We start from the raw sequence: 26,110 nt of genomic DNA on the forward strand, positions 1-26,110 counted from the left end.
AATTAGTTCTTGGCAATAATTCCTATTTCTTTTTGGTCTGTTCCTTTTCCTATTAAGGAAGAATTTTCTGATAATTGAAAAGTTCCTTCTTTAAACTCTGACTCGATATTATAAAGGTTCGCTATAGTATATTTTTCATCTCCAGTAACTTCTATGTCACCTGATTTATAATAATTATTATTCACCACATTTACAATTGGCTCTCCTACAACCAAATGCATTTTTAAACCATTGGTATTATTAAAATTATTATTTTGAATATCATTTACTTGAACACCATACAAAGACATCGCTGCATTATATTTATTTTTCTTACCAAAACCAACATTATTGAACACATTGTGGTCTACTTCTAAAAATGGACCGAAGGTACTTTCATCTTTTCCTCCTCTGTATAATCTTAACGCAGCACCTTGCATATCTGTAACGGTATTGTTTTTCATTAGCATATACTCTACATTATAAGCTCCAATATCATCTGTTTCCTTATCTAATGCAGCAATGTGCCCTGATATGTTTTTAAATGTTGAATTCTGAATACTAATGGTATCTGCAAAGGTTCCTTTAGATACTCTTAAAACATCAAAAGAATGATTAACCACCATATCTTTAAATTCACAGTTATCAATAAACAGCTTATAATTGTCTAGCATGGAATTTTTACTAGTGCTAATTACTGAATTACCCGCATAATCTGGAGATTTTGTACCATCAAAAGTTATATTTTCTAATGATAGACTGCCTCCATTTTGAATTTCGAAAGCCATCATACGCTCAAATAATATGGTTGCCTTCTCTGTTCCTGAAGTTTTAAATGTCAACGGATGATGAATCTGAACTGCTTTTGTGATTAAATAGGTGCCCCCCTCTGATAATTCAATAACATCTCCTGCTTCAGACTTTTGAACAATTTCATATAAGGTATTAATCCCTGCGTCTACTTTTATTGTTTTTCCTGAATTTAAGGCAATACCCGTGTCTGCTTTAGAATACCAAGTTGTTCCTGTGTTTTCTTTGGTTGCTATATTTGGACTAATCGTAACTTTGTTTTTTATTTTATCTGAAGTAGGAATCAAAAACCCTTGTTCGTTTTTTACTAAAGTGATGGCCGCATTCTCAAATCCACTAGCAATACTAGTTTTACCATTTTCTCCTAAAAGATTATCTTTAAATGCGATACCACTAATATCATCATACACCGTAAAAATGTCTTCTTTATCATCGTTGTAAAAGATATTTCCAGAAATTTCGGAAGTTCTAGGTGCTTGACTTCTTTCTGAATCACTCCCTGCACATAATTGTATATGATCACAGTTAACAAACGTATTGTTATTTAATTTAGAATCAATTACAGGAACGTAACGATTTGGTGGCGAATTTGGCACTCCATTCATCATAACAAACGCACCTCTAAAGCGGTACCCTGTTAAACCAATATGATAATTATTAATAACGGTTTGTGCTTCATTAATAATACGAACCCCACCAGTACTTGGTTTGTCGTTACCGATAAAGACATTCCCATCAACTAAGGTTTCATTCCCATGGCGCATGGTTAAGGTTCCTGTGCATTCAAAAAACGTGTTGTACTTAAAAGTATTTTGACAAGATTTGTTTGATATAATTTCGTGCTCGCCATTGGTTCTATCAAAATAGTTAGATTCCACCAACGTATTAGAGTTTTCTAAAGCAGTATGACTAGTACCTATCCGTAATGTTTCTCCCCCATTGTTTCCAAAAGTTGGACGAGGACCGAAGTAATTATGATCAATTTTATGATTATTCTGTACACTTTCTTTTGTATCTAAACCAACAATCATAGTAACTCCTAAATTTTTCTTACCTACAATATGATTGTGATCTATACGATTATTTTTTCCATAAATAGTAACCCAATAATCCTGCACTTGACGTTCTGGATTATTAAAATTATCTATAACACACTCTGTTAATCTAGAATTATTAGCAATTTCTTCTCTATTCTTTCTGAAAGAAATAATCGCATTTGTAGGGGTATAACCATTTTTAAAAACAAGACCACTAACAATTAAATGCTCCCCCGCTAACTGAAGATTTGAAGCCCCCTCTAAAATAACCTTCCCTTTATCTTCTACAGTTAATGTAATTGGTTTTTCTTCAGTTCCTTTTCCTTCAAAAACAAGCTCCGCATCTCTCCATACGCCATTTGCCAATACAATAGAATCTCCTGGTTGTAAATTTTTAACCATTTCATTAAATTCCTCTACATTGTTGGCCATCTCAATTCCCTGAGATTTTGGATTACAAGAAGAGAATGCCACCACAAGCAAAAGTATTGATAACAGGCTATGTTTCATATTGTTAATTTAATTGGTTCACCAAATTGGTTTACCAAATATATGCATATTTACCTATTAAGCAAAAAATATGACCCAATTGTAATGATATAATAATAAATTGAAATTAATTTTGCTAAAAGACAAGAAGATTCTTAAAAAATGAATAGTGCACCACTAGGTTTTGATACTTTTATTCTAAGCGGTACTCCTTTATTATTCTTAAATTTGAGATTGATTGTTTTTACTGAACCCCACTGCCCATGATAAAAGATTTAATAGACAACTACGGAACTATATTTGAAAAAGAACTCATAGAAGAAATTGTTCAAGTAGGAACATTCAAAGAAGTGCCCGAAGGGTTTAAATTAATTGAGATTGGTGAATATATCAAGAGCATGCCTTTACTAATTTCTGGTGCTATAAAAATATTAAGAGAAGATAAAGATGGCGATGAACTCCTTTTATATTATTTAGAAAAAGGAGATACCTGTTCTATGACCCTGAGTTGCTGTTTATCTCAATCTATCAGTGAAATTAGGGCCGTTGCTGAAACAGAAACAAAATTGATTATGGTTCCTGTTCAAAAAATGGAAGAATGGACAGCCAAATATAAGTCATGGAGAAACTTTGTTTTCGAAAGCTATCATAATAGATTAACAGAGCTCTTAAACACGGTAGATTCTATTGCTTTTCAAAATATGGATGAACGTTTACTAGGTTACTTAAAAGAAAAAATAAGAATTACCAACGACAGCACCATTCATAATACACACCAACAGATAGCGTATGACTTACATAGCTCAAGAGTAGTTATTTCTAGACTGCTAAAGAAATTGGAAGAATTAGGAAAAATAGAATTGCATCGTAATTACATAAAAGTAATTAATTTATAGCCTATGTAACCTAGGTTACTTTCAATGATACAAACAATCTGTAATTTTACAGTAATAAATTAGAGCCTTTATTGGCAAATAGTTTATTAGTTGGTTGTTTCAATGGAAGTAGTGATGTGGTTGTGACTACTTCCATTTTTTTTAAAAAAATATACTATATGTCGTTCTTAAATTTTCTATTCGGAAACAAAAACTCCGATAGCATTACAACTATTAATGTTATAGACTACAAAGCTGCTATTTCTGAAAAAAGAGTTCAGTTAGTAGACGTTAGAACCCCTAATGAATTCTCTAGAGGTGCTATAAAAAAAGCTGTTAATATCGATTTTTTCAATACTACTGTTTTTGAAAATGCTTTTAACAAGTTCAAGAAAGATGAGCCTCTATATATCTACTGCCAATCTGGAATGCGCAGTAAAAGAGCAGCGAATAAGCTTGCAAAAATGGGCTTTATAGATATTATTGATTTAAAAGGTGGCTATATGACTTATAAATAAAGAACTATGCAAAATTCAATTACCGTTCAGAATTTAAAATGTGGTGGTTGCGCCAATACAATTAAGAACAAAGTTTCGGAAATAGAAAATATTTCAAGTATTGAGATCGATATAGACAGTTCTAATATATCATTCTCTACTAAAAATAACAAAGACCTTTTAAGAGTTAAAGATAAGCTCAAAGCTATTGGATACCCGTCAATAGATGAAGATAATTCATTTGTTTCAAAAGCAAAATCTTTCGTAAGTTGTGCTACAGGTAAAATCTCATCATAATGAAATTTATAATTCCATCTTTACTTTTGTTAGTTTTAGCTGGTTGTAAAGATTCTGAAACTAAAACGAACGCGACTAAGCAGAATCCTATGATTGAAAATGCGACGCAAAAGACTACTCAAAATAAAAAAAATCTGGCAGCTATAGGCTTAGAATATGCCCAGACAACACAACAAGCTTTAGGTAAGCAATTGATAGGCACTATACAGAAAAAAGGAACTTCGGCAGCTTTAAAATTCTGTAATATTCAGGCATATCCAATTACTGATAGTATGGCCTTAAAACATAACGCAACCCTCAAAAGAGTCTCTGATAAACCTAGAAACCAAGCGAATAAAGCAAATGAGGCCGAATTGGTATATATTAAATCTTATAAACAAGATATAGTCAATGGTATTACCCCCACCCCTGTGGTTAAAAAACATATGGACGATATGGTTGAATTCTATTATCCAATTATAACCAATGCAATGTGTCTACAATGTCACGGAACAGAAAAAGAAGTAAATCCAGAAACACGTGCGGTAATTAGAAGCCTTTATCCAAAAGACATGGCTTTAGGCTATGGAACAAATGAAGTACGCGGGATTTGGAGTATTAGCTTTAAAGAACAATAATACAATAATAGCAGTTCTAATAAAAAATCCTTTGGTTTTAAAACCAAAGGATTTTTTATTGTTTTTTAGAACTTTTAAAACCTTCCATATTTTGATGGATAAAATCTTTAGGAAACTTATCATCTCCATGAAACCCTAATTCAATTGTACCACTATCTTCTGGGATGTAATTTGTTCTAAAGATATAATCCCAAACGCTTAAGCTTATACCAAAGTTTACGCCATAAGTACCTTTGGGTAAGTCATAGGCATGATGGTATAAATGCATTACTGGATTGTTTAAAATATACTTCAAAGGACCCCAAGTTATTTTTATATTAGAATGGTTAAAGTGCCCTATTGTGATGGCTATAAAGTGAACAATATAGGCTTGTTCTGGCTCAAAGCCTCCCAAGATCATCACTCCAAAAGTTTTTAATGGTTTGTATAAGATGTTTTCCATCCAATGATACCGTAAATGAGCAGCAAAACCCATCTCTTTTACACTATGGTGTACTTTATGAAAATTCCATAAAAACTCATATTTATGAAGCAACGTGTGCGTAAACCACTGTACAAAGTCTAAAATAATAAAGAATATTAGCAATTGTGCCCAATTCGGCCAAGTAGAAAAATCTATCAATGTAAAGCTAGATGCACTAATTCCTATGTCTGAAAAGAATTTTTCAAGTATTTTATAAAATCCACTTATCATAATTACAAAGAGGAAGAAATTGAAAAACATGTAGAACCCATCTAGCCAAAAATCTTTTCTGAAAACGGATTGATTTTTTCGCCAAGGAAATGCTATTTCTAATCCCCATACTACTAAAGAAATTACAATTAGCCCCCAGAAAAAATTGGTATACCAAGGCACCTCAAAAATAATAGATTTCCAAGTCCAACTTATGGTATTCATTAAGGCTTTTACAAAAACAGCTATATATTCATTCATTTTACTATCGCACTATTCATTGAGATGATACCATTCAACATTTTCTAAATTAGCTCTACGACCTATTTGATTGGGCGCATAATAGGTACTCAGATACTTTAAGATAGGTTCTTCATTGACACCTAAATCCCACAAATTTTGAGTTTCTTGCATCCATCTAATTGTTGCCAACCACTTCTCTTTAGACATTCTATTTTGCGTTACTAATTTAGCGGAATGACAACTGGTACAGTTTTGCACTACCAACATCAAACCTTCACCTTCTACAAAACCTGTTCGCACATGAATGCCATTTTCTATTTTGTCTAAATCTTCTTCATTGCCAGGTACCTCAACATAATCAGGAGATATAACTGGAGCATTGGTCGTTGTACTCGCCAAATCCTTAACCGTAAAAAACAGAATTACAAGTACGCCTATAAAACCTATCAGTAGAATTGCTAATACTTTATGAATACCCTTAACACTTTGTTTAAATTTTTCCTCTACTCCCATTTAAACAACTTTTACGGCAATTCTATGACATGCATTATTTAAATACCCCTTAGGATTCCATCCCGGAACAAGCATAGGTTGAGAACGCCCATCCCTATCTGTAGCTTTTATCCAAACCTCATAATATCCTTTTTGAGGAAATTTTATTTTAGCGGAAAAATGCTGCCATGCAAATCGGTTTACCTCCTTTTCTAAATCACAACTGCTCCACGTACTACCAAAATCAATAGAATACGCAACTTTAGAAACATTCAACTCTCCTGCCCAAGCGTGACCTCTAATTGCTAATTGTTTATTTAAATTAAAAGTAGCTCCAGATTTAGGATAGGTTATTAAAGACTTTACAGGCATAGATTCTATAATGCGCATATCTTCTTCTTTTACGGTTGTCCCAGGTGCCACTGGGTTCCTAGGAACTTTATAAGAGCTCCCTGTCATTTTCTCTCCGTCATGTATTTTATTCCGAACACTAATTCTCTGTAACCATTTCCCTGAGGCAGAGGCAGGATAGCCACCAGCTATTAAGCGCAAGGGATAACCATGTACTACTGGAATATCTTCACCATTCATTTGAAAAGCCAAAATAGTTTCCTCCTGAAGGGCTTTTGCGATGGGCACTCCACGTGAAATAGGTTCTTTGCTAGGATCACCACTTAAATGGGTATCTGCCGCATGATATCCAATATATACGGCGTCAGATTTTATACCGACCTCAGCCAAAATATCTTTTAAACGAATTCCCGTCCATTTCGCAGAAGAAACTGCTCCGATAGTCCACTGATTGCCTTTCGCTGGCGGGTTAAACTCACTCCGACCATTTCCCCCACACTCTAAGGTAAGCTGATAGGTATAGTGCTTAAATTTAGTTTTGAGTTCACTTAAGGTATATGTTTTCTTTTGGTTGATGGATTCTCCATCAAAAGTTAATGTCCATGTATTTACATCTATGGCTTCCGGAATTTTTCCATTATTCCGAATAAACATCGCAGTGTTCGGTGTAACTTTATCATCAAGCAAATGTGCTTGTGCTTCTATGTTCCAAGGTTTATCATTTAGCACCTGCATCTCCTTATTTAAACCAAACAATTTAAACGGATCTGTTTCTTGTAGTTCCAAAGGGATATATTTATCGGGAAGTAAATTTCCAAACACGATATCCATCCCTAAAATTCCTGTCAGCGTAGCTAAAGATGACCTTGTAATAAATTTTCTTCTCTCCATAGGATCTCATCATACTTTAAGCTTCTAAAAATACTGAATTTTAGGCTATATTTCGGTAACAAAAGTTACAGAAGACAACAGAACTCGGTAATACGTTAAATAACATAAATATGTAACCATTGTTACCTTCCAAGTAAGCTTTGATGCTTATTTTTATACTCATAATTGCCATCTCTAAAATTATAGTTTATGGAAGACATGCTTTTCTACGATAGAATACAATTTGCATTCACCATCACCTTTCATTATTTGTTCCCACAACTAACCATGGGATTATCACTCCTAATTGTGTATTACAAAGGAAAATTTCTATTCAATAAGATAGAAATGTATAATGATGCTGCTAAATTTTGGATGAAGATATTTGCTCTAAACTTTGCAATGGGTGTAGTTACAGGTATTCCAATGGAATTTCAATTTGGCACCAATTGGGCTAAATTCTCGGAACTTACAGGAGGTATTATAGGGCAAACACTTGCTATGGAAGGAATGTTTTCTTTCTTTTTGGAATCTTCATTCTTAGGCTTATTTATTTTTGGAGAAAAGCTATTAGGCCACAAACTACATTTTGTAACAGGGTTTCTAGTTTTCTTGGGCTCTTGGGCGAGTGGATATCTTATTATCGCTACGCATTCATGGATGCAACACCCCGTTGGTTTTGAAATTTTAGAAAACGGAAAATTTGTGTTGACTAATTTTGGCGCCTTATTTTCCAACCCTTGGTTACTTCCCTCTTATTTCCATAACCAGTTAGCCTCATTAGTAACAGCGTCATTTGTAATGGCTGCTATTGGCGCCTTCTATTTATTAAATGATAAACATCATGATTTTGGAAAGCTTTTTGTCAAAACTGGAGTAATTTTTGGTTTTGTTGCTAGCGTATTCGTTGCCGTTCCTACGGGAGATTTAGCTGCGAAAAATGTCGTGAAATATCAACCTGCAACTTTCGCTGCAATGGAAGGTATTTTTGAAACCGAGGAAGGGGGGTCTGAAATTGTTTTAATTGGTCAACCAAATATTGTAGAGAAAAAATTAGACAACAAAATTGCCGTGCCTAACATTTTAAGTTTTCTTACCTACCAAAAGTGGGATGCACAAATAAAAGGTTTAAATGAATTTGATGAATCTGTACATCCTACAAATATTCCAGGACTGTATTATGCCTATCATATCATGGTAGGTTTAGGTACCATTTTTATAGGATTATTATTCTTAGCTATTGTGCAATTATTTCGAAAAAAATTATACAAAACAAAATGGATCCTTTATTCCTTGGTTTTCCTTCTACCTTTCCCTTATATCGCCAATACAATGGGCTGGTATACCGCAGAATTGGGCAGACAGCCCTGGTTAGTATTTAATTTATTAAGAACAAGTGCTGGAGCTTCTCCAACCGTGTCTGCGGGAAATACACTCTTTACTCTATTAGGATTTGTAGGCTTATATCTATTGCTAGGACTACTATTTTTAATATTAGCGGGTAAAATTATTAATAAAGGACCTCAACTTGTAAAACACTAATTATGGAACTATTTTGGTACATCGTTTTAATGACCATGCTTGCTGTGTATGTTATCTTAGATGGCTATGATTTTGGAGCTGGAATTATTCATTTATTCTTTGCTAAAACAGAAAAAGATAAAAAAGCTATCACCAATGCTATTGGTCCTTTTTGGGATGCCAACGAAGTTTGGTTAATTGCTTCTGGAGGCGTTTTATTCTTTGCATTTCCTACGCTCTATGCTTCTTCTTTTAGTGGTTTTTACTTGCCGTTAATTATGATATTATGGCTTTTGATTTTCAGAGCTATAGGCCTAGAACTTAGAGGACAGGTACATAATGCCATGTGGGAAGCTATTTGGGATAAGGCTTTTGGAATAGCAAGTTTACTGCTCGCCTTGTTTTTCGGTGTAGCCTTAGGAAATATTGTACGGGGCGTTAATTTAGGTATTGTAACAGAAGGTGTCTCTACACAAGAGGCGCATTACTTTTTTCTCCCCTTATGGAACCCTACTTTTAGTCCGCAAGCAGAGCACCTAGGAATTTTAGATTGGTTTACTTTATTACTAGGCGTTATAGGGGTAGTTTCCTTAAGCATTCATGGGGCGAATTGGATCATCTTTAAAACAAATTCTGATCTTAATGAAAAATTAAAAACGGTTATTTTTAGGCTGAATTTTGTATTGCTTGCTTTGGTCATTATCTCCTTATCTGTTTGGCATGTTATAGAACCAAAACCTTTTCAAAATTTCTTAAAAACTCCTTGGCTATGGATTTTTCCTCTGCTCACTTTTATTGGCCTGTTTGGGTTATTTAAGGTTAAAAGATTTAAAAGAGATGGATTGGGATTTTTATTTTCTTCCCTGTTCTTATTTGGAGGATTAACAACAACTGTGGCATCGATTTTTCCTAAGGTATTGCCATCAACAAATGATATAAACCCTAGTTTAACCATTTACAACGTTGCTGCGGACGAATACGGCCTATGGGTAGGTGTTTATTGGTTTGCTATCGCAATCGTGCTTGTAGCCATCTATATGGTCATTCAATACAGAGTTTTTAAAGGTAAGATGGATGATGTGGGTTATGGAGAGCATTAATACTAAATAATTCTTTTCTATTTCATAATAAGTCCCTCAATGATCTGTATCATATGGCATTTTTTAGAACACCCTAATTAAATCACCACCAGAGATCTATTTATTAAAAATAGAAAGATTAGCTTATACCTTAAGTTTAGCCTTCATAAAATAACGCTCCCGTCTTTTTGTTTTGTAAATGGTTAAGGTTGCCATCACAGACCAAATTAAATTAGAAACAAATGAAGGAATGGCATTATAGTAGTAACAGTTAATGGCTATTAAAAGCGCTCCAAAAAGATTTAAATATTTCGAGTAACTAACATACTTATTGTTCTCTACTAATGTTAGTCCATAAGCAAGAATTAAAAAGCCAGAACCTGACCACCCTATAACATCTATTAACAATTTCATTTCTTCAAATTTGTTCTATTATTGTAGTTAAACTTAGAAGCAAATTTGCGGTAAGACGATTAATTTATTATGATAAAAAAGCAGTTTAAAATGGTAATTTTACGCCTTAAAAACTAATTACCAAATTTATTCCTAAATTCTATCGGCGTTATTGTTTGATGTTTTTTAAAATACTTCACAAAATTTGTAGGCTCCTCAAAACCAAGCGTGTACCCTATCTCCTTGACACTATCTAATGTATGGACTAACAAACGTTTAGCTTCCAAGATAACCCTAGCATCTATCATTTGTTTGGGAGTAATATCCATTACTTTTAAGGTGGCCGAGTTTAAACGTTTTTGAGTAACATTTAACTGCGTTGTATATTTAGCTACAGATTTTTGTATTTGAAACTGTTTATCTAAGAGATCTCTAAACTTAATTACACAGTCTAAATCTGGCCCCTTATTTATCATCTCACTATTTTGGGTTTGCCTTTCTCTTTCTGATACCAACAATACGTTTTTAAGCTGGTTTCTAAGAATATCTGACTGATAGATATCTGCACTGTAACCTAGCTCCGTTTTCATAAGCTCAAAAAAGGTTTCGAAAATAGTAGTTTCCCCATTTATCTTTATGGTTGATATTGCATACAAATCATTAAACAACATGCTACTTCTTAAAAACCTTGTATCCTCTTCTGTTTTAGAGAAAAAATTATCGGTAAATAAAAGTACTTCCCCATCAACCAATTCATTTTCGTCAAAACGTTGAACACTATTCTTATCCACAAATAAAATAGTATTTGGCTCTATCTGTACCGGATTAAAATCAACCATATGCTTAGGTGCTCCTTTCTTAAACCATATAATTTGATAAAAATCTGTTCTATGAGGTTGTATCAAGTCTTCACGCGAATCACGGTACAATGTAGCTAGATTTTTTATTTCAAGCTCTTGAGGGAGTCCCTTCTTAAATTCGTATTTTTCTATTACTTTATTCAAACTAAGTATCTCTTTAGTTCTATTTATATACACTAAATAAAACCAGGTTAAATTTCTCTACAGCACTTGAAACCCGTGTGCATAAGGGTCGTCATCATCTATAAGAATAGTATTGTACCCATATATTTTTGCCCAACCTTGTATACTTGGAATGATAGCTTTCTTTCCTTCTAGCGTGCCTTCCTCTTCTATTCTTCCTATAAACTGAGAGCCAATATAACTTTCATGAATAAACTTTTCTCCTATTTTTAATTTTCCTTTGGCATGCCATTGTGCCATTCGGGCAGAAGTTCCAGTGCCACATGGGGATCTATCTATAGCCTTATCTCCATAGAATACGGCATTACGTGCAGTAGCCTCTGGAGAAATGGTATCTCCTGTCCATAAAACGTGACTTACATTTCTAATCGTTTCATCTTCGGGGTGAATAAATAAATTTGGATATTTTTTATTGATTTTAGAGCGAATTTCTTGACTAAACTGTACTAGTTTACTCGCTGAAAAATCTTGAATTCCTTTAAAGTTTTCTTGTGGATCTATAATCGCATAAAAATTACCTCCATAAGAAACATCAAAAGTTAGTTCTCCTAAGCCTGTACAGTCTATTGTTAAGTTTGTTTCCGCTAAATACGATTTGACATTCGTAAGTTTTACCCAATCCACTTTATTTCCTGTCTGTTGGTATTCAATTAATACTAAGCCCGCAGGTGTTTCCATCCGTACGTGACCTGGAATCTTAGGGCTTATTAATCCTTCTTCTATGCCTATAGTAATTGCTCCTATGGTACCATGCCCACACATAGGTAAGCAACCGCTAGTTTCTATAAATAAAATTCCAAAGTCATTTTCAGGATTAGAAGGCGCATAAAAAATACTTCCACTCATCATATCATGACCTCGAGGCTCAAACATTAACCCTTTCCTAATCCAATCAAATTCGGATAAAAAATGTTGACGTTTTTGACTCATGTTTTCTCCACTTAATATAGGTCCGCCTCCTGCTACTACGCGTACAGGATTTCCACAGGTATGTGCATCAACACAGAAAAATGTTTTATTAGCCATTTGTTGTTTTCTTAGATAGATCTTGTAGTTTGCTCTCCGTTTACCAATCTACTTAATTGCAGCGGGTTTTCATTTTGTAATTCTAAAGGTAATAAGGCATTTGGCCAGTCCTGATATGAAAAAGGTCTAATCCATCTTTTTATAGCATGTACTCCTACAGCAGAAAACCTACTATCTGAAGATGCAGGATATGGCCCCCCATGTTGCATAGATGGACAAACTTCTACTCCCGTAGGCACCCCATTATAGATGATACGCCCCACTCTATTTTTTAAGGCGTTAATTATTTCAACATAGTTTTCCGCATCATTTTCCTCTGCAATTACAGTACCGGTTAATTGCCCCTCTAGAGCTGCTATAACTGCTTCTAATTCTTTCGCATTCTCACAGCGCACTACCATAGAATAGGGTCCAAAAACTTCATGATGCAAGCTTGAGTTTTTCAAGAATGTAGCACCGTCTACCGTTGTTACTGCTTGTTTTGCATAATTATCTGCCACCTTAGTTTCAAAAGAGGCTGCTATAACAACTCCTTGTTGTGTTTCTGCGTTCTCCTTATTCGTCGTATATGCCTTATAAATATTAGGATGCAGCATACATGTGGGAGCTATTTTTACAATTTCATCAGACAAGTGCACTATAAATTTATTCAAAGAGTCACTGCTAATACCCAATAGTAATCCAGGATTGGTACAAAATTGTCCTGAACCTAATGTGATGGAACTGGCATAAGTCTTTGCCCATTCTTCATTTTTGGCGGCCAAAGCCTTAGGCAAAATCACGACAGGGTTAATACTCCCCATTTCTGCAAATACAGGAATAGGCTCCTCTCTTTGCGCCGCTAAATTAAATAAAGCGCTACCCCCCCTAATACTACCCGTAAAACCAACTGCCTTAACACCAGGATGTTGCACCAAAGCAACCCCAACTTCTATTCCGCTACTGTTAAGATTAGAAAATACACCATTTGGCATGCCTGTTATTTCTGCTGCTTTATTAATAGCTGAGGCAACCAGTTCTCCTGTTGCAGCATGCATAGGGTGACTTTTAACAATTACAGGACAACCAGAGGCTAATGCAGAAGCGGTATCCCCACCAGCAGTAGAATAGGCCAACGGAAAATTACTTGCTCCAAATACTACTACAGGTCCTAAGGGCACCATCATCTTACGTAGATCTGATTTTGGCATTGGCACTCTGTCTGGAATGGCCGTATCTATAGTGGCATCTACCCAATTTCCTTGACGCACCAAATCTGCAAACATACGCAGTTGCCCTACGGTTCTTCCTCTTTCTCCTAATACTCTCCCTTCCGTAAGTCCTGTTTCAGAACAATACGTATCTATAAGCGCAGTATCTAATGCTACTATTTCATCTGCTATTGTATTTAAAAATAGGGCTTTTTTCTCATTAGAAATATTCTTATAAGCTTCAAAAGCATTCGAAGCCAATAGCACCGCTTCATTAATTTCCTCTTGATTTGCTTCGTAAAAACTTATGGTATTCTCCGTGTTCGTTTTTGGGTTAAACGTCTTGTACGTTTTTGTATTTTTTGCCGACAATTTGTTCCCTATATAATTTTTTCCAGATATCATTCGTATACATTTTATATAATGCTTTGATAAAGCTACTAGTTTATAAAGTAATTATCATGCTTCGGTTTATTTTTCTAACATTTTTTTAGCGCTTGGTGGTCTTTTTGAAAAAATGAAGCGTTAAACTATTATTCCAATGAAAACCATAGATAGATTTTTTAATTGATTGGCTTAAAGTTCATTGTTTTCATTATTTTTGAAAAGACTAATTAATTAATTGAACACCAAAATGAAAAAAATAGCATTTGTTGTGACATTATTGGCCATGGCCTGTAATTCTTCACAGAAAACTGTTTCTGATACTTCTTCAGAAGCTAAGACTGCCATGGATCCTAAACCTTATGCAGAAACCATTACGGAAGCAGAGTTAAAAGAGCATTTATACATTTATGCCTCTGATGAATTTGAAGGTAGAGAAACAGGAAAGCCTGGGCAAAAAAAGGCCGTAGAATATTTAGCAGAGCAATATAAGAAAATGGGGATTCCTGCAGCGCAAGCAGATGGGAACTATTTTCAAAATGTACCCTTAACGGTAAGCAAACTTCCAGAAGGAACTATTACTATAAATGGTAAAACCTACAATAACGGAGAGGGCCTTTTGACTTTCACTGCTGCAGAAGGAACCTACAATGACATTGTATATGCTGGTTTTGGAATAGAAGACGAAAAATATTCTGACTACAGTGCTATTGATGTTACAGATAAAATTGTCTTGATTAAAGCTGGTGAACCAATGAAGGCTGATGGAACATATGTAATCTCTGGAGGTACTGAAAAATCTGTTTGGAGCAACTTATCAGAATCTGTAGGTAAAAGATTTGAAGCTGCACAAGCTAAAGGCGCTAAAGGTGTTTTATATTTTGATGAAAATAATTTTGCTCGTTTTGAAAGTCGCTTTGATTACATGAAAAAGAACGATAGCGGAAGAATGGGTATCAAAGAAGATGAAACTAGCACTTTCTTTAATTTCTTTATTAACGAGACCATCGCTAACGCTATCTTACCGAACATTAAAACGGAAAACAAAGCAAAGCTTATTGCTGCTAAAATAGATTTAGCGATTAAAAGTTCTGACGAGGATGTAGATTCTGAAAATGTTGTAGCTATATTAAAAGGCTCAGAAAAACCGGATGAGTATTTAATTATTTCTTCGCATTTAGATCATATTGGGGTAACTAAAGATGGTGAGGTAAACAATGGTGCTGATGATGATGGTTCCGGAACGGTAGCCTTATTAGAAATAGCTCAAGCCTTCAAAAAAGCAGCAGACGAAGGCAAAGGTCCTAAAAGATCTATTGTATTTTTACATGTAACTGGTGAAGAAAAAGGATTATTAGGTTCTCAGTATTATACCGATTTTGATCCTATCTTTCCGTTAGCACAAACGGTTGCCGATTTAAATATAGATATGATAGGCCGTATTGATCCTAAAAGAGAAGGAGATCGTAATTATATCTATTTAATAGGATCTGATAAATTGAGTACCGATTTGCATATGATCTCTGAAGAAGCAAATAAAAAATACATGAATATTGCTTTAGATTATACGTATAATGATGAAAATGATCCGAACAGATTTTATTATAGAAGTGATCATTACAACTTTGTGAAAAATAATATTCCTATTATATTTTACTTTAATGGTACACATGATGATTACCACGCTCCTGGAGATACTCCAGATAAGATTAATTATGACTTACTAGAAAACAGATCACGATTGGTATTCTATACCGGGTGGGAAGTTGCTAATAGACAAGATAGGCTTGTTGTAGATAAGGAAAATAAATAAGCCTACACTACAATCTTAATTTAAGATTTAAAAGCCCTTGTATTTGCACAAGGGCTTTTTCTTTAGTTATAGCCACAAAAAAAGCCTTATCAAAATTGATAAGGCTTTATTTTTGGGTGGAAGACCGGGTTCGAACCGGCGACCCTCGGTACCACAAACCGATGCTCTAACCAGCTGAGCTACAACCACCATTTGTAAGCGGCTGCAAAGTTAATTTTTTAGATGCTATTTGCAAAATAAAATAATCACTATTTTAAATAAATTTTCATAAAATCATTCATTCTCGGATTATAGTACTAATAATCAAGTGTTTTGACAATTCAACTGCTTATTTTTCGTTCCTTTTTTTAGTTTAAATCAACTTGTATTATCCTGCAGACCGTATTTATACAAATAAAAACCGCCGTTTCACAACAAATATTTTATTACTATACGCTTATGCGGTAGTTTTATAAAAAAGAAACGGATAATATCTTCCCCCGAGTATGGTTGCCTATTTTATCATTCCTAACTACATTAAAAGGCCTTTATGTCTGCTTATTGTATTCCTGTTTCTTAATGTCAACTGCACGTATGCACAGAACAACAAATTAGATAGTTTATCTACCGTATTATTTCAATTACAGCGCAATGACAATTTTGATGCTTCAAATCATGAGCATATAAATCTATTGAATGCTATAGGTCATGAGTACTACTTCAAAAATATAGATAGTTTATACTTTTACACTAAAAAAGCACAAGAATTAAGTCGCAAGTCAAACTATGCAGAAGGTACCATTATGGCGCTAATAGGACTTAGTCATTATGAAGCGTATAATGGTGAAAACGATAAGGCTATACAATCCTTAGAAAAAGCGTATAATCTCGCAAAAAAAATAGAAAATCAGAAATTAAAAATTCGTGCATTAAATCCTTTAGGTATTTTACATTATGATATAGGAAATCATGCAGAAGCGCTAAAAGCATATTTAAAAGCTATTGAGATTGCTACGGACACCAACGATCTTTTAAATTTGTCCTTTATTCAAGAAAATGTAGCTCACTTATATCTTTCTCAAAAAGATTATCAGCAAAGTTTAAGCCTTTACAAAAAAGTTCAAGACATCAACCATCAATTAGGGAATGATGTTTACACCGCACAAAGTAGTAGTAATATTGCTGATTTATATGTGAAACTAAAAGATTTTGAAAATGCTAAAGTATACATTGATAGTAGTATTGTAATTTTTGAAGAAAAAGAGATTGATGACTGGTTAGCCTACTCTTATATGGTAAAAGGCGACATGTATTTAAGGCAGAACAGGCCCAAATTAGCCTTATACTGGTATGATAAAGCATTAACCTTGCACGAAGGCTTAAATGATGACAGAAGTAAAGCTCAACTTTTAAACTCTTTGTCTGAAGCTTATTTTAAACTCTTTAATTATGTCCAAGCCGAAGAGAATGCCATTGCGTCCTTAGAAATTGGAACAAGACTTAGCCTTTTAGATGATTCTAAAAAATCAAATCAGCTATTGTATGAAATTAATAAAAAGAATAACAAGGCTGATATTGCTTTGAAATACCACGAGGTATTTAAACTATTATCAGATTCTATTTCACGAAAAGAAAACCTAAATAGCCTAGGTATACTTAAAACTAAATTAGAGTTTGAAAAGCAGCAAAAAGATGCACAACTGGCAAATGAAAAGGTAAAAGCTAGACAGAATATTTACTTCTACATGGCATTAATTGCATTGGCTATTTTAGCATTAATTATATTCTTATTACGCAAACAATCTAAAGCTCGTAAAATATTTAACAAAGAGCTTAGGCTAAAAACTAAAGCCTTAGAAAAAAGAGAAGAAGAATTGAGTGGAATAAACGCCACAAAAGATAAGCTATTCTCAATTATTGGTCATGACCTTAGAGGTCCTATAAATGCCCTAGCCAGTGTTCTGAATATGTTAAAAGACGATGAAATTTCTCAAGAAGAATTTTTGGAGTTTACACCTAAAGTTAAAAATGATGTAGATGCCATTTCATTTACTTTGAACAATTTATTATCATGGGGTAGAACACAAATGACGGGTTCTAAAACTGAAGCATCTTCTTTTGATATTCATGAATTAGTTACTGAAAATATTAAATTACTCCAAGAAACAGCTAAGAATAAAAACATTTCTATCACCAACACCACTCCTATGAAAGCTTTTGTTTGGGCAGATATTAACCAGATTGATGTCGTGATTAGGAACCTCTTGAGCAATGCTATCAAATTTTCTCACCCAAAAAGTACCATAACCGTGAATGCTACAAAAGAGGGCGATTTTCTTAAAGTGGCCATAAAAGATAAAGGCGTAGGTATGTCTCCAGAGATTCTGGACCAAGTTTTTAGTTCAAAAAATGCCACCCTTGTAACTACCTATGGTACATCTAATGAGAAAGGTACTGGCCTAGGACTTTCTCTATGTAAGGAAATGGTAAATAACAATGGAGGAGAAATTTTTGTAACGAGTAAATTAAACGAGGGCAGCATATTTTATTTCACGGTTCCCCTAAGAGAAAATAATACGAAATAAAATTTCCTTCTTAACATTTAATTCTTTAATTTCAGCAATGCCAGCCACTTTGCGAACTTATGAAATGTAATTACACAACACTTATTGCCGTATTAATTTTCTGCTCTTTTTTTAATATACCTAAACTTACTGCTCAAGCAAAAAAACAAGAAATTCTTTCTAAAATTACAGCGCATAGATTAGAAGGTAAGGAGAAAGATTCTTCTTACATCAATCTAATTAACGCATTAAGTCGGGAATTAAGATATTCTAACTACGACAGTGTTAAAATTTTAAGCACAGAGGCCCTAGATTTAAGTAGAAAAATAAATTACAAACAGGGTCAAGCAAAAGCACTGCTAACAGCATCCTTTAGTGAAATCATAGCCTGTAAAGACTCTAAAAAAACCTTAGACCACATTGACCAAGCTATAGTATTAAGCACTAAAATTAAAGCCGACAGTACCCTGATTTCTGCGTATAATATTAAAGCTATTTATAAAACCTATGTTAACGATTATGAAGGAGCTTATGAACAGTATCAAAATGCTTTACTCCTTTGTGAAAATAATAAACATCCCTTAGAGGAAACAAAACTCTACTCCAACCTAGCTACACTATTCTCTGTATTGGGCGATAATGATGAGTCTATAAAAATTTACATAAAAGCACTGGCCATCACAGACCGTCTGGAAGATAAATTTTGGGTGGGGGTTGTAAAAAGTAACTTAGGATTTTTATATAATAAAACGCATCAGTTTGACAAAGCAATTACGTTTTTAGATGAAAGCATTCAAATTTTTACGGAAGTAGACCGTAAAGAGTGGCTTGCTTACGCCTATCTCACCAAAGCAAATATACTTCTCAATATAAATGAAACTAAAGAGGCTTTGCGTTATCTCGATTTAAGTAAAGGCCTGCAAAAAAATCTAATAGATGAAAAATTAAAGCAAGACTTACTCTTAGGCTACACCAAATATCATCAGCAAATAAATGAACTGGAAAAATCAGAACAATTAGCAAAAGAAGGGTACTTATCATCAATTGAAAACCAAAATCAGATCCTGATTGCTAACTTTTCTGAAATTCTTTATCAATTATACAAAGAGAAAGAAAACCAAAAAGAAGCGCTTTTCTATTTAGAAAAATTTAAAAACATTACAGACAGTACCGCCCTTCAGAGTAAACAAAACGCATTGGCACTTTTGAATGCAAAAACTAATTTTCAAAAACAACAAAACGATCTAAAACTAGAAAACCAAAGAACAATAAAGCAGCAAAAAACCTATATAATATTCAGTCTCTTTATTGTATTTTTAGTCATTCTTATTGCCTATTATGGTTACCGAAATAACAACACCATCACCAATTTAAATCATCAATTAGAAGAAAAAACAATCACTCTAGAGAAAAGTGAAAAGACTTTAAAATATGCCAATGAGACTCAAGAAAAACTTTTTTCCATCATAAGCCATGATCTAAAATCTCCTATCAATGCTTTAAAAAATCTGCTTTTATTAATTAAAAATGGAGATATTGAACCCAAAGATTTTTTAAACTTTGTTCCTAAATTATATAGCGATGTAGATGCTATGTCTTTCACTTTAAACAACCTATTAACCTGGAGTAAATCTCAGATGAATGGCTTCGTAAATAAACCCATCTCCTTTCAAATACATGAAAAAGTGAATAGTAGCATTCAACTATTACAAGAAAATGCTAATCAGAAAAAAATAACAATAATTAACGATGTACCAACATCAGCTCAAATTTACTGTGACGTTAATCAATTTAATTTAATTGTTAGAAATTTAGTTACCAATGGTATTAAATTTACCCCTACCGGCGGGGAAATTAAAATACATGCCTCAGAAAAAGAACAGTTTTGGGAAATATCTTGCAAAGATAATGGTGTCGGTATTACTCCTGAGATCCTAAAGAAACTTTTTAAGCCAGATTCTGCTTTACAAAGCACCTATGGCACAAATAGAGAGAAAGGCACAGGGTTAGGCCTCTTACTGTGCAAAGAAATGGTAGAAAATAACGGTGGTAAAATCTTTGTAAAGAGTACCAATAATGAAGGAAGTACATTTTACTTTACAATACCCAAAAATCCTATCGACAACAACTAAAATTATTTATTCCCGAATTATTTCATTACTTTAAACGAAGCCATCTACTTCGTATACAATGAACTATAACTTCAAACCGTTTTTATTCTTAATTTTTATCATTTATTTATTTAGTATCTCAAATACGTATGCACAGGGCAAAAAACAAGTTATCCTTTCCGAAATAGAGGAATATAAATTGAATCATACCTCATTTCAAAAAGATACTGTGTATATTAATTTGATAAATGAACTAGCGTGGGAATTGGTGTATTCCAATTATGACAGTGTAAGCTCGCTTAGCCATAAAGCGATAAAACTTAGTAAAGTAATAAATTACAAAAGAGGACAAGCCAAGGCACATATAGCACTTGCATTTTCTTCAACCATCACTTCTAACCAAACAAAGGTTTCTCACGAGCATATAGATAAAGCCATAAAGCTCTCTAAAGAAGTTGCTGCAGATAGCACCTTACTATCTGCCTATAATGTTAAAGCAATGATGCAAATGCATGCTGGAAATCATGAAAATGCTTATAAAATTTACCAAGAAGCTTTAGAATTCAGCAAAAACAAAAAAGATCTACTCAGTGAAATTAAACTAAATACGAATTTAGCAACATTATTCTTATTATTAGGGGACACCAAAGAAGCGGTACCATATTATGAAAATTCGTTAAAATTATCAGAAGCATTAAACAAAAAGCATTGGATAGGAGTCATAAAGAGTAATCTAGGTTATCTAAATGTAAAAAATAAAAATTTTGATAAAGCTCTTGAATTTTTAGACCAGAGTATTGTAATATTTAAAGAGCAGGAGAAAGAAGAATGGCTTTCTTTCGCCTATATCACAAAAGGAGAACTTTATCTAGAAAAAAAGAATCCCAAAGAAGCTTTAAAGTATTTTGAGCTAAGTGAAGAAAGTCACAAAAAGCTTCAGGATCAGATCAGAAAGGCCGATTTGCTCAGCGGAAAAGCAAAAAGCTACTTACAACTTCGAGATTATACTAGCGCAGAAGATTTAGCGCTTAAGGGTTTAAAAATTGCTGAGAAACAAAAATACCAAGCGGGCATTGCTACCCTATCGGAAATATTATACCTCATAAATAAGAAAAAGAATAACACTCCTTTAGCATTGAACTACTATGAGAACTTTAAAACAATAACCGATAGTACCGCTTTAAAAGATAAAAAGAATGCCTTACTTATGCTGAAAGCTAAAACCAGCTTTAAGCTAGAACAAGAGGAATTAAAGAAGGAAACAAACACGGCATTAGCGCAACAAAAAACATATATCATCTTTAGTTTATTTGCTGTTTTCTTGGCAGTCTTAATTTCTTTCTACGTGTATAAAAATAACAAGTTGATACAAAAACTTAATAATCAATTAGAACAAAAAGCCACAACTCTTGAAGAAAGCAAACAAAAGTTAACCTATGCCAATGAAACTCAAGAAAAGCTTTTTTCAATTATTAGCCATGATTTAAGGTCTCCAATCAACGCCTTAATGAATTTACTTTTATTAATCAAAAATGGAGATATCAAGCCAGATGACTTTTTAAATTTTGTTCCTAAATTATACAATGATGTAGATGCGATGTCTTTTACCCTAAATAATTTATTAAATTGGAGTAAGTCTCAGATGAATGGCTTTGTGAACAAACCCGAAAAATTAAACGTACACACAAGCGTGAATGATAGCATCTATTTGTTACAAGAAAATGCTAACCAAAAGAATATTACGGTAAAAAATAACATCCCCGAAGCTGCCCAAGTATTTTGTGACAGAAATCAATTTAATTTAATTATCAGAAACCTATTAAACAACAGTATAAAGTTTACTCCAACTGGTGGAGAAATAATTCTTGATGCTACTTTAAAAAACAAGCACTGGCAAGTAACAATTCAAGACAATGGTGTAGGCATGAGTCCTGAGGTTAAAAACAAGCTCTTTAAGCCCGATTCTAGTTTGCAAAGTGCCTATGGAACAAATAAAGAAAAAGGGACTGGTTTAGGCTTACTACTATGCAAAGAGATGGTGGAAAATAATGGGGGTGTTATTGGTGTAGCAACAAAAGAAGGTGAAGGAACTACATTTTACTTTACAGTTCCCGTTGGGGAATAAACAATATTATCGCAAACTAAACCAAAAACCTATAGGAATGAAAAAAGGTCTAACAAACATTGTTAGACCTTTTTAATTTATAAACTTTTTTAGATTATCCTAAGAAAGATACTACTTGTTCGTAAACTTTCTCTCCCGTAAATCCAAACTTTTCATCCAGAACAGTCGCAGGAGCTGAATATCCAAAATGCTCTAATCCAAACACTTTTCCATTTGCACCAGCCAAACCTTCTAAATTAACAGGTAATCCGGCTGTTAAACCAAATACAGGTTTATCTGTAGCAATAACACTATTTTGATATTCTTTAGATTGTTTTCTGAACAATCCTTCAGAAATGATAGACGCTATATTTACTTTTACTCCTTTTCTCTCTTCTAATAAAGCTGCTGCTTCTACTAGTGTAGCTACTTCAGATCCATTTGCAATTAATGTAATAGCTGGATTGTCTGATTTATGTACCAAATACCCACCCTTTTCTGCTTGTAGTGCATCTTCATATCTAGTAGCTCCCGTTGCAACTATATCTTTAATACCTTGTCTTGAAAGTATCAATCCAGAAGGTACTTTATCATTTTCTAACAACATTTTCCACCCCACTACGGTTTCTGCAGAATCTGCAGGGCGTAATGCTATAAAACTAGCATCACCACTATGATTCTTTAATTTTTCTAGCAAACGAATTTGAGCCTCTTGCTCAATAGGTTGGTGTGTTGGTCCGTCTTCCCCTACTCTAAAAGCATCATGCGTCCAGACAAATTTTACTGGAAGTTCTTGAATAGCACTCAAACGAATAGCTGGTTTCATATAATCAGAAAACACAAAGAACGTTGCTACTACAGGAATCACTCCACCATGCAGTGCCATCCCGTTTGCCATTGTAGCCATGGTAAGTTCTGCTACCCCAGACTGTAAAAAAGAACCGGTAAAATCTCCTTTTTGTAATGAATGTGTTTTCTTTAAAAATCCGTCTGTTTTATCACTATTAGATAAATCGGCAGAAGAAACAATCATATTTTCTACTTTTCCTGCTAAATATCCTAATACGTTTGCAGAAGCTGCTCTAGTAGCTAGACCTGCTTTATTTTCAATAGATTCAAAATCTAACTCAGGAAGTTCTCCCGCTAAGAAAGAATTTAGTTTTGTAGACAACTCTTTATTATCTTCTCTCCAAGCTAAAATTTCTTGTTTTTTAAGTTGAGCTTCTTTTATTTTCTTAGTAATAATCTCTTTGTACGATGCTTCTACATCTGCATAGATTGCAAATTCGTCTTCAGGATTTGCTCCTAAATGAATTAATGTTTTTACAAAATCTGCTCCTGTATCCCCAATAGGCTTACCATGTAATTCTGTATAGCCTTCATACGTTTCACCGGTAGCGGTAACACATCCTTTACCCATTATTGTTTTACCAATAATTAATGTAGGCTTTTCAGTTTCAGCATTAGCATCTTTCAATGCTTTTCTAATTTCGTCATGGTTATGACCATCAATAGTTACAACTTTCCAACCCCAAGCTTCATACTTCATTGCGGTATCTTCCGAAGTAACTTCATCTGTCTTTGTAGACAATTGTACATCATTAGAATCATAAAACATAATAAAATTGCTTAAGCCTAAATGACCTGCAATTCTACCTGCACCCTGAGAAATTTCTTCTTGAACACCACCATCAGATATAAATCCATATACCTTATGGTTCATCCAATCACCGAATCTTGCTTGCAAGAATTTAGCAGCAATTGCGGCTCCTACTCCCATAGTATGTCCTTGTCCTAATGGTCCAGAAGTATTTTCAATTCCTCTTTTCACATCTACTTCAGGGTGACCCGGAGTTACAGAACCCCATTGTCTGAAACTCTGCACATCTGTTTTAGCAAAATTCCCTAATAAATAGTACTGAGCGTACATTAAAGGCGATAAATGCCCTGCATCCATGAAAAAACGGTCACGGAATGGCCATGTCATATCAGAAGGATCGTAATTAAAAAACTCAGAATACAAAATATGCATGTAATCTGCGCCTCCCATTGGTCCACCTGGGTGTCCAGAATTTGCTTTTTCTACCATAGAAATAGCTAAAGCTCTTATATTATCTGCCGCTAACTGGTCTATTTTCTTGTTCATCTTGCCTGATTTATCCTTTATAATGTACTATTTATACTCAATTTTTATAGTTTGCAAGATAAAACCCTTTGCGCCCATCTGCAACCTATTTTTTGCATAAATTATTTTCTTACGAATTGATTCATTATTGTTAGAAAATTTAAAACTTGAAGGGGATATAAAACTTAAAAGCGCACTTAGAAATACTATATTTAAAGATATTGAGTTATATTTAGTAGTTTATTTTATTCACGCAAATGATTGTAACCTCTTTATGAAAGCTCTTAAAATACTTTTAGTCTCTCTTATTTTGTTAAACTTTACAAGCTGTAAAGACGATAAGCCTGTTGAAGAATCAACACCTAAAGAAAGCGTTATTTCTACCTATTATTTTATTAGGCATGGAGAAAAAGACAGAAGTAATCCTGACAATAGAGATCCTGAATTAAATCAAGATGGGTTAGGTAGAGCCATTAGATGGGAACGCGTTTTTAGTGAAATAGATTTAAACACCATTTATAGTACTGATTATGAAAGAACAATGATGACTGCTGCTCCTACAGCAGTAAGCAGAGAATTAAGCATTCAAAATTATGATCCTGCCACTATTAATGTTGAAGACTTCAAAATTATCCATGAAGGAGAAAATGTACTTGTCGTAGGGCATAGCAATACCACGCCAGATTTTGTCAATAAAATGTTAGGCGAAGAGAAATACCCTGCTATGGATGATTATGATAACAGTAGCTTATTTATTGTGCGCATTATAGACGATAAAGCTACAGCTATTCGTTTAAAAATGGATTAATTCTCAGAAACTACGGTAATGTTTTCTAAGACTATTTTAGACAGCAATTCTAATTGACCTGTAGCATATAAATTAGCTACATTTTGTATTGTTTCTGAACCATCTTTTGGTTTGTAATTTTCATAATCTACAAACCGAATTCCGTTTACATAGCGTTCATTATAAGCCTTTCTAAACCGTACTCCGCCGCCATTGGTTTGAAAATCATAAGCCAAATAATCCGGCGTAAATGTTTCTTTATTAAACCAGTAGTAATACGTATCTTGAAAATCTGCACCACCACCATTTTGATCAAAGGTAACTTGCACTAAATAATAAGATTTATCTTGAATAGTCTCTTCTTTCAAAAGCTTTTTATGTACCGCTTTATCATTTAAATGATATGGTAATTGCGCAAAATAATGCACAGAATTTATAGACTCACTATACACAAAAGCCAAAGAGTCTGAAACGACAACTGGCGTATTTTCAATATAACGTTGAAAATCAGAAGCTGTTTTAATATCAATATAATTTAAAGAATCACTAAAAAACTTACGTTTTTGAATAGCCCCATTGGCATCTGACTCATATTCTTTATCTCTAAATTTAAAGGCAATTTTACTCGTTTTGTAAAGATCTCCACCACTTACAACGATACTCTTCGTTACAATTTCGTCGGCTGTTAACTGTTTTTCCGTTGTGTTTTTACAAGCGGAAAGCATTAATATTACTAGTAATAAAAAATATTTCATCGGTAT

General features: G+C 33.7%; 21 protein-coding genes and 1 tRNA gene. 11 read left to right on the top strand and 11 right to left on the bottom strand.

The window, feature by feature from the left end; all coding sequences use genetic code 11:
- Positions 1-2: 2 nt before the first annotated feature.
- Positions 3-2,336 (bottom strand): chondroitinase-B domain-containing protein, encoded by a 2,334-nt coding sequence (locus M666_RS17465; protein ID WP_039326004.1) that lies wholly within the window; start codon positions 2,334-2,336, stop codon positions 3-5.
- A gap of 242 nt (positions 2,337-2,578) precedes the next feature.
- On the opposite strand from M666_RS17465, the gene M666_RS17470 reads away from it, so the two are divergent.
- The 4 genes from M666_RS17470 (at position 2,579) to M666_RS17485 (ending at position 4,601) form a co-directional block, all read left to right on the top strand.
- A complete protein-coding gene (locus M666_RS17470; RefSeq protein ID WP_029445153.1) occupies positions 2,579-3,211 on the top strand; it encodes a Crp/Fnr family transcriptional regulator in 633 nt (210 codons plus the stop codon).
- 71 nt (positions 3,212-3,282) lie between these two features.
- On the top strand, positions 3,283-3,708 hold the full coding sequence (locus tag M666_RS17475; protein WP_316932429.1) for a rhodanese-like domain-containing protein: 426 nt from the start codon (positions 3,283-3,285) through the stop codon (positions 3,706-3,708).
- Positions 3,709-3,714: 6 nt separating this feature from the next.
- Positions 3,715-3,984, top strand: coding sequence for a heavy-metal-associated domain-containing protein (locus tag M666_RS17480; RefSeq protein ID WP_029445151.1), 270 nt, complete (start codon positions 3,715-3,717; stop codon positions 3,982-3,984).
- Positions 3,984-4,601, top strand: coding sequence for a Tll0287-like domain-containing protein (locus M666_RS17485; RefSeq protein WP_029445150.1), 618 nt, complete (start codon positions 3,984-3,986; stop codon positions 4,599-4,601). The genes M666_RS17480 and M666_RS17485 overlap by 1 nt, the downstream gene beginning before the upstream one ends.
- A gap of 55 nt (positions 4,602-4,656) precedes the next feature.
- Here M666_RS17485 and M666_RS17490 read toward each other — a convergent pair whose 3' ends face one another.
- Genes M666_RS17490 through M666_RS17500 form a run of 3 tightly spaced genes read right to left on the bottom strand, consistent with a single transcriptional unit; the run spans position 4,657 to position 7,251 of the window.
- Positions 4,657-5,535: a sterol desaturase family protein gene (locus M666_RS17490; protein WP_029445149.1), complete on the bottom strand. Its 879-nt coding sequence runs from the start codon at positions 5,533-5,535 to the stop codon at positions 4,657-4,659.
- A gap of 12 nt (positions 5,536-5,547) precedes the next feature.
- Positions 5,548-6,030 (bottom strand): hypothetical protein, encoded by a 483-nt coding sequence (locus M666_RS17495; RefSeq protein ID WP_029445148.1) that lies wholly within the window; start codon positions 6,028-6,030, stop codon positions 5,548-5,550.
- Positions 6,031-7,251, bottom strand: a complete 1,221-nt coding sequence (locus M666_RS17500; RefSeq protein WP_029445147.1) for a sulfite oxidase — start codon at positions 7,249-7,251, stop codon at positions 6,031-6,033. It abuts the gene before it with no gap.
- Positions 7,252-7,440: 189 nt separating this feature from the next.
- Between M666_RS17500 and M666_RS17505 the strand changes: the two genes are divergently transcribed.
- Both M666_RS17505 and cydB read left to right on the top strand, forming a co-directional pair.
- On the top strand, positions 7,441-8,772 hold the full coding sequence (locus M666_RS17505; protein WP_029445146.1) for a cytochrome ubiquinol oxidase subunit I: 1,332 nt from the start codon (positions 7,441-7,443) through the stop codon (positions 8,770-8,772).
- Positions 8,773-8,774: 2 nt separating this feature from the next.
- Positions 8,775-9,851 carry a cytochrome d ubiquinol oxidase subunit II gene (cydB, locus tag M666_RS17510; RefSeq protein ID WP_029445145.1) on the top strand — a complete coding sequence of 359 codons (1,077 nt, stop codon included), beginning with the start codon at positions 8,775-8,777 and terminating at the stop codon, positions 9,849-9,851.
- A 123-nt stretch (positions 9,852-9,974) separates the two neighbouring features.
- On the opposite strand, the gene M666_RS17515 is transcribed toward cydB, so the two are convergent.
- The 4 genes from M666_RS17515 to M666_RS17530 form a co-directional block, all read right to left on the bottom strand.
- The gene (locus M666_RS17515) at positions 9,975-10,244 is read right to left on the bottom strand and encodes a CBU_0592 family membrane protein (RefSeq protein WP_029445144.1); all 270 of its coding nucleotides are present in this window, start codon (positions 10,242-10,244) and stop codon (positions 9,975-9,977) included.
- A 113-nt stretch (positions 10,245-10,357) separates the two neighbouring features.
- On the bottom strand, positions 10,358-11,227 hold the full coding sequence (locus M666_RS17520; protein ID WP_226989927.1) for an AraC family transcriptional regulator: 870 nt from the start codon (positions 11,225-11,227) through the stop codon (positions 10,358-10,360).
- 57 nt (positions 11,228-11,284) lie between these two features.
- Positions 11,285-12,292, bottom strand: coding sequence for a 4-hydroxyproline epimerase (locus tag M666_RS17525; protein WP_029445142.1), 1,008 nt, complete (start codon positions 12,290-12,292; stop codon positions 11,285-11,287).
- Positions 12,293-12,303: 11 nt separating this feature from the next.
- On the bottom strand, positions 12,304-13,887 hold the full coding sequence (locus M666_RS17530) for an aldehyde dehydrogenase (NADP(+)) (RefSeq protein ID WP_029445141.1): 1,584 nt from the start codon (positions 13,885-13,887) through the stop codon (positions 12,304-12,306).
- A 229-nt stretch (positions 13,888-14,116) separates the two neighbouring features.
- Between M666_RS17530 and M666_RS17535 the strand changes: the two genes are divergently transcribed.
- Complete coding sequence (locus tag M666_RS17535; RefSeq protein WP_029445140.1) at positions 14,117-15,679, top strand: M28 family peptidase; 1,563 nt, start codon at positions 14,117-14,119, stop codon at positions 15,677-15,679.
- 114 nt (positions 15,680-15,793) lie between these two features.
- Here the strand turns inward: M666_RS17535 and M666_RS17540 are convergent.
- A tRNA-His gene (locus M666_RS17540) sits at positions 15,794-15,869 on the bottom strand.
- A gap of 295 nt (positions 15,870-16,164) precedes the next feature.
- Between M666_RS17540 and M666_RS17545 the strand changes: the two genes are divergently transcribed.
- From M666_RS17545 to M666_RS17555, 3 genes are read left to right on the top strand one after another with little or no spacing between them, the layout of a single operon-like run.
- Positions 16,165-18,243, top strand: a complete 2,079-nt coding sequence (locus M666_RS17545; protein WP_029445139.1) for a tetratricopeptide repeat-containing sensor histidine kinase — start codon at positions 16,165-16,167, stop codon at positions 18,241-18,243.
- A 59-nt stretch (positions 18,244-18,302) separates the two neighbouring features.
- A complete protein-coding gene (locus M666_RS17550; protein WP_029445138.1) occupies positions 18,303-20,354 on the top strand; it encodes a tetratricopeptide repeat-containing sensor histidine kinase in 2,052 nt (683 codons plus the stop codon).
- Between the two features lie 58 nt (positions 20,355-20,412).
- Positions 20,413-22,458: a tetratricopeptide repeat-containing sensor histidine kinase gene (locus M666_RS17555; RefSeq protein ID WP_029445137.1), complete on the top strand. Its 2,046-nt coding sequence runs from the start codon at positions 20,413-20,415 to the stop codon at positions 22,456-22,458.
- A gap of 94 nt (positions 22,459-22,552) precedes the next feature.
- Here the strand turns inward: M666_RS17555 and M666_RS17560 are convergent, their stop codons facing one another.
- Positions 22,553-24,583: a transketolase family protein gene (locus M666_RS17560; RefSeq protein ID WP_029445136.1), complete on the bottom strand. Its 2,031-nt coding sequence runs from the start codon at positions 24,581-24,583 to the stop codon at positions 22,553-22,555.
- A gap of 253 nt (positions 24,584-24,836) precedes the next feature.
- Between M666_RS17560 and M666_RS17565 the strand changes: the two genes are divergently transcribed.
- Positions 24,837-25,370, top strand: coding sequence for a SixA phosphatase family protein (locus M666_RS17565; protein ID WP_024481311.1), 534 nt, complete (start codon positions 24,837-24,839; stop codon positions 25,368-25,370).
- On the opposite strand, the gene M666_RS17570 is transcribed toward M666_RS17565, so the two are convergent.
- On the bottom strand, positions 25,367-26,104 hold the full coding sequence (locus tag M666_RS17570) for a DUF6503 family protein (RefSeq protein ID WP_029445135.1): 738 nt from the start codon (positions 26,102-26,104) through the stop codon (positions 25,367-25,369). The two genes, M666_RS17565 and M666_RS17570, sit on opposite strands and share 4 nt — an antisense overlap.
- Positions 26,105-26,110 lie beyond the last annotated feature (6 nt).

Origin of the sequence: Cellulophaga baltica 18 (assembly GCF_000468615.2) — a bacterium.
Classification (GTDB): domain Bacteria; phylum Bacteroidota; class Bacteroidia; order Flavobacteriales; family Flavobacteriaceae; genus Cellulophaga; species Cellulophaga baltica.

Coding starts and splice junctions, on each gene's coding strand:
- M666_RS17465 (WP_039326004.1), bottom strand. CDS start 2,336: ATGAAACATAGCCTGTTATCAATACTTTTGCTTGTGGTGGCATTCTCT.
- M666_RS17470 (WP_029445153.1), top strand. CDS start 2,579: ATGATAAAAGATTTAATAGACAACTACGGAACTATATTTGAAAAAGAA.
- M666_RS17480 (WP_029445151.1), top strand. CDS start 3,715: ATGCAAAATTCAATTACCGTTCAGAATTTAAAATGTGGTGGTTGCGCC.
- M666_RS17485 (WP_029445150.1), top strand. CDS start 3,984: ATGAAATTTATAATTCCATCTTTACTTTTGTTAGTTTTAGCTGGTTGT.
- M666_RS17490 (WP_029445149.1), bottom strand. CDS start 5,535: ATGAATGAATATATAGCTGTTTTTGTAAAAGCCTTAATGAATACCATA.
- M666_RS17495 (WP_029445148.1), bottom strand. CDS start 6,030: ATGGGAGTAGAGGAAAAATTTAAACAAAGTGTTAAGGGTATTCATAAA.
- M666_RS17500 (WP_029445147.1), bottom strand. CDS start 7,251: ATGGAGAGAAGAAAATTTATTACAAGGTCATCTTTAGCTACGCTGACA.
- M666_RS17505 (WP_029445146.1), top strand. CDS start 7,441: ATGGAAGACATGCTTTTCTACGATAGAATACAATTTGCATTCACCATC.
- cydB (WP_029445145.1), top strand. CDS start 8,775: ATGGAACTATTTTGGTACATCGTTTTAATGACCATGCTTGCTGTGTAT.
- M666_RS17515 (WP_029445144.1), bottom strand. CDS start 10,244: ATGAAATTGTTAATAGATGTTATAGGGTGGTCAGGTTCTGGCTTTTTA.
- M666_RS17525 (WP_029445142.1), bottom strand. CDS start 12,292: ATGGCTAATAAAACATTTTTCTGTGTTGATGCACATACCTGTGGAAAT.
- M666_RS17530 (WP_029445141.1), bottom strand. CDS start 13,887: ATGATATCTGGAAAAAATTATATAGGGAACAAATTGTCGGCAAAAAAT.
- M666_RS17535 (WP_029445140.1), top strand. CDS start 14,117: ATGAAAAAAATAGCATTTGTTGTGACATTATTGGCCATGGCCTGTAAT.
- M666_RS17545 (WP_029445139.1), top strand. CDS start 16,165: ATGGTTGCCTATTTTATCATTCCTAACTACATTAAAAGGCCTTTATGT.
- M666_RS17550 (WP_029445138.1), top strand. CDS start 18,303: ATGAAATGTAATTACACAACACTTATTGCCGTATTAATTTTCTGCTCT.
- M666_RS17555 (WP_029445137.1), top strand. CDS start 20,413: ATGAACTATAACTTCAAACCGTTTTTATTCTTAATTTTTATCATTTAT.
- M666_RS17560 (WP_029445136.1), bottom strand. CDS start 24,583: ATGAACAAGAAAATAGACCAGTTAGCGGCAGATAATATAAGAGCTTTA.
- M666_RS17565 (WP_024481311.1), top strand. CDS start 24,837: ATGAAAGCTCTTAAAATACTTTTAGTCTCTCTTATTTTGTTAAACTTT.
- M666_RS17570 (WP_029445135.1), bottom strand. CDS start 26,104: ATGAAATATTTTTTATTACTAGTAATATTAATGCTTTCCGCTTGTAAA.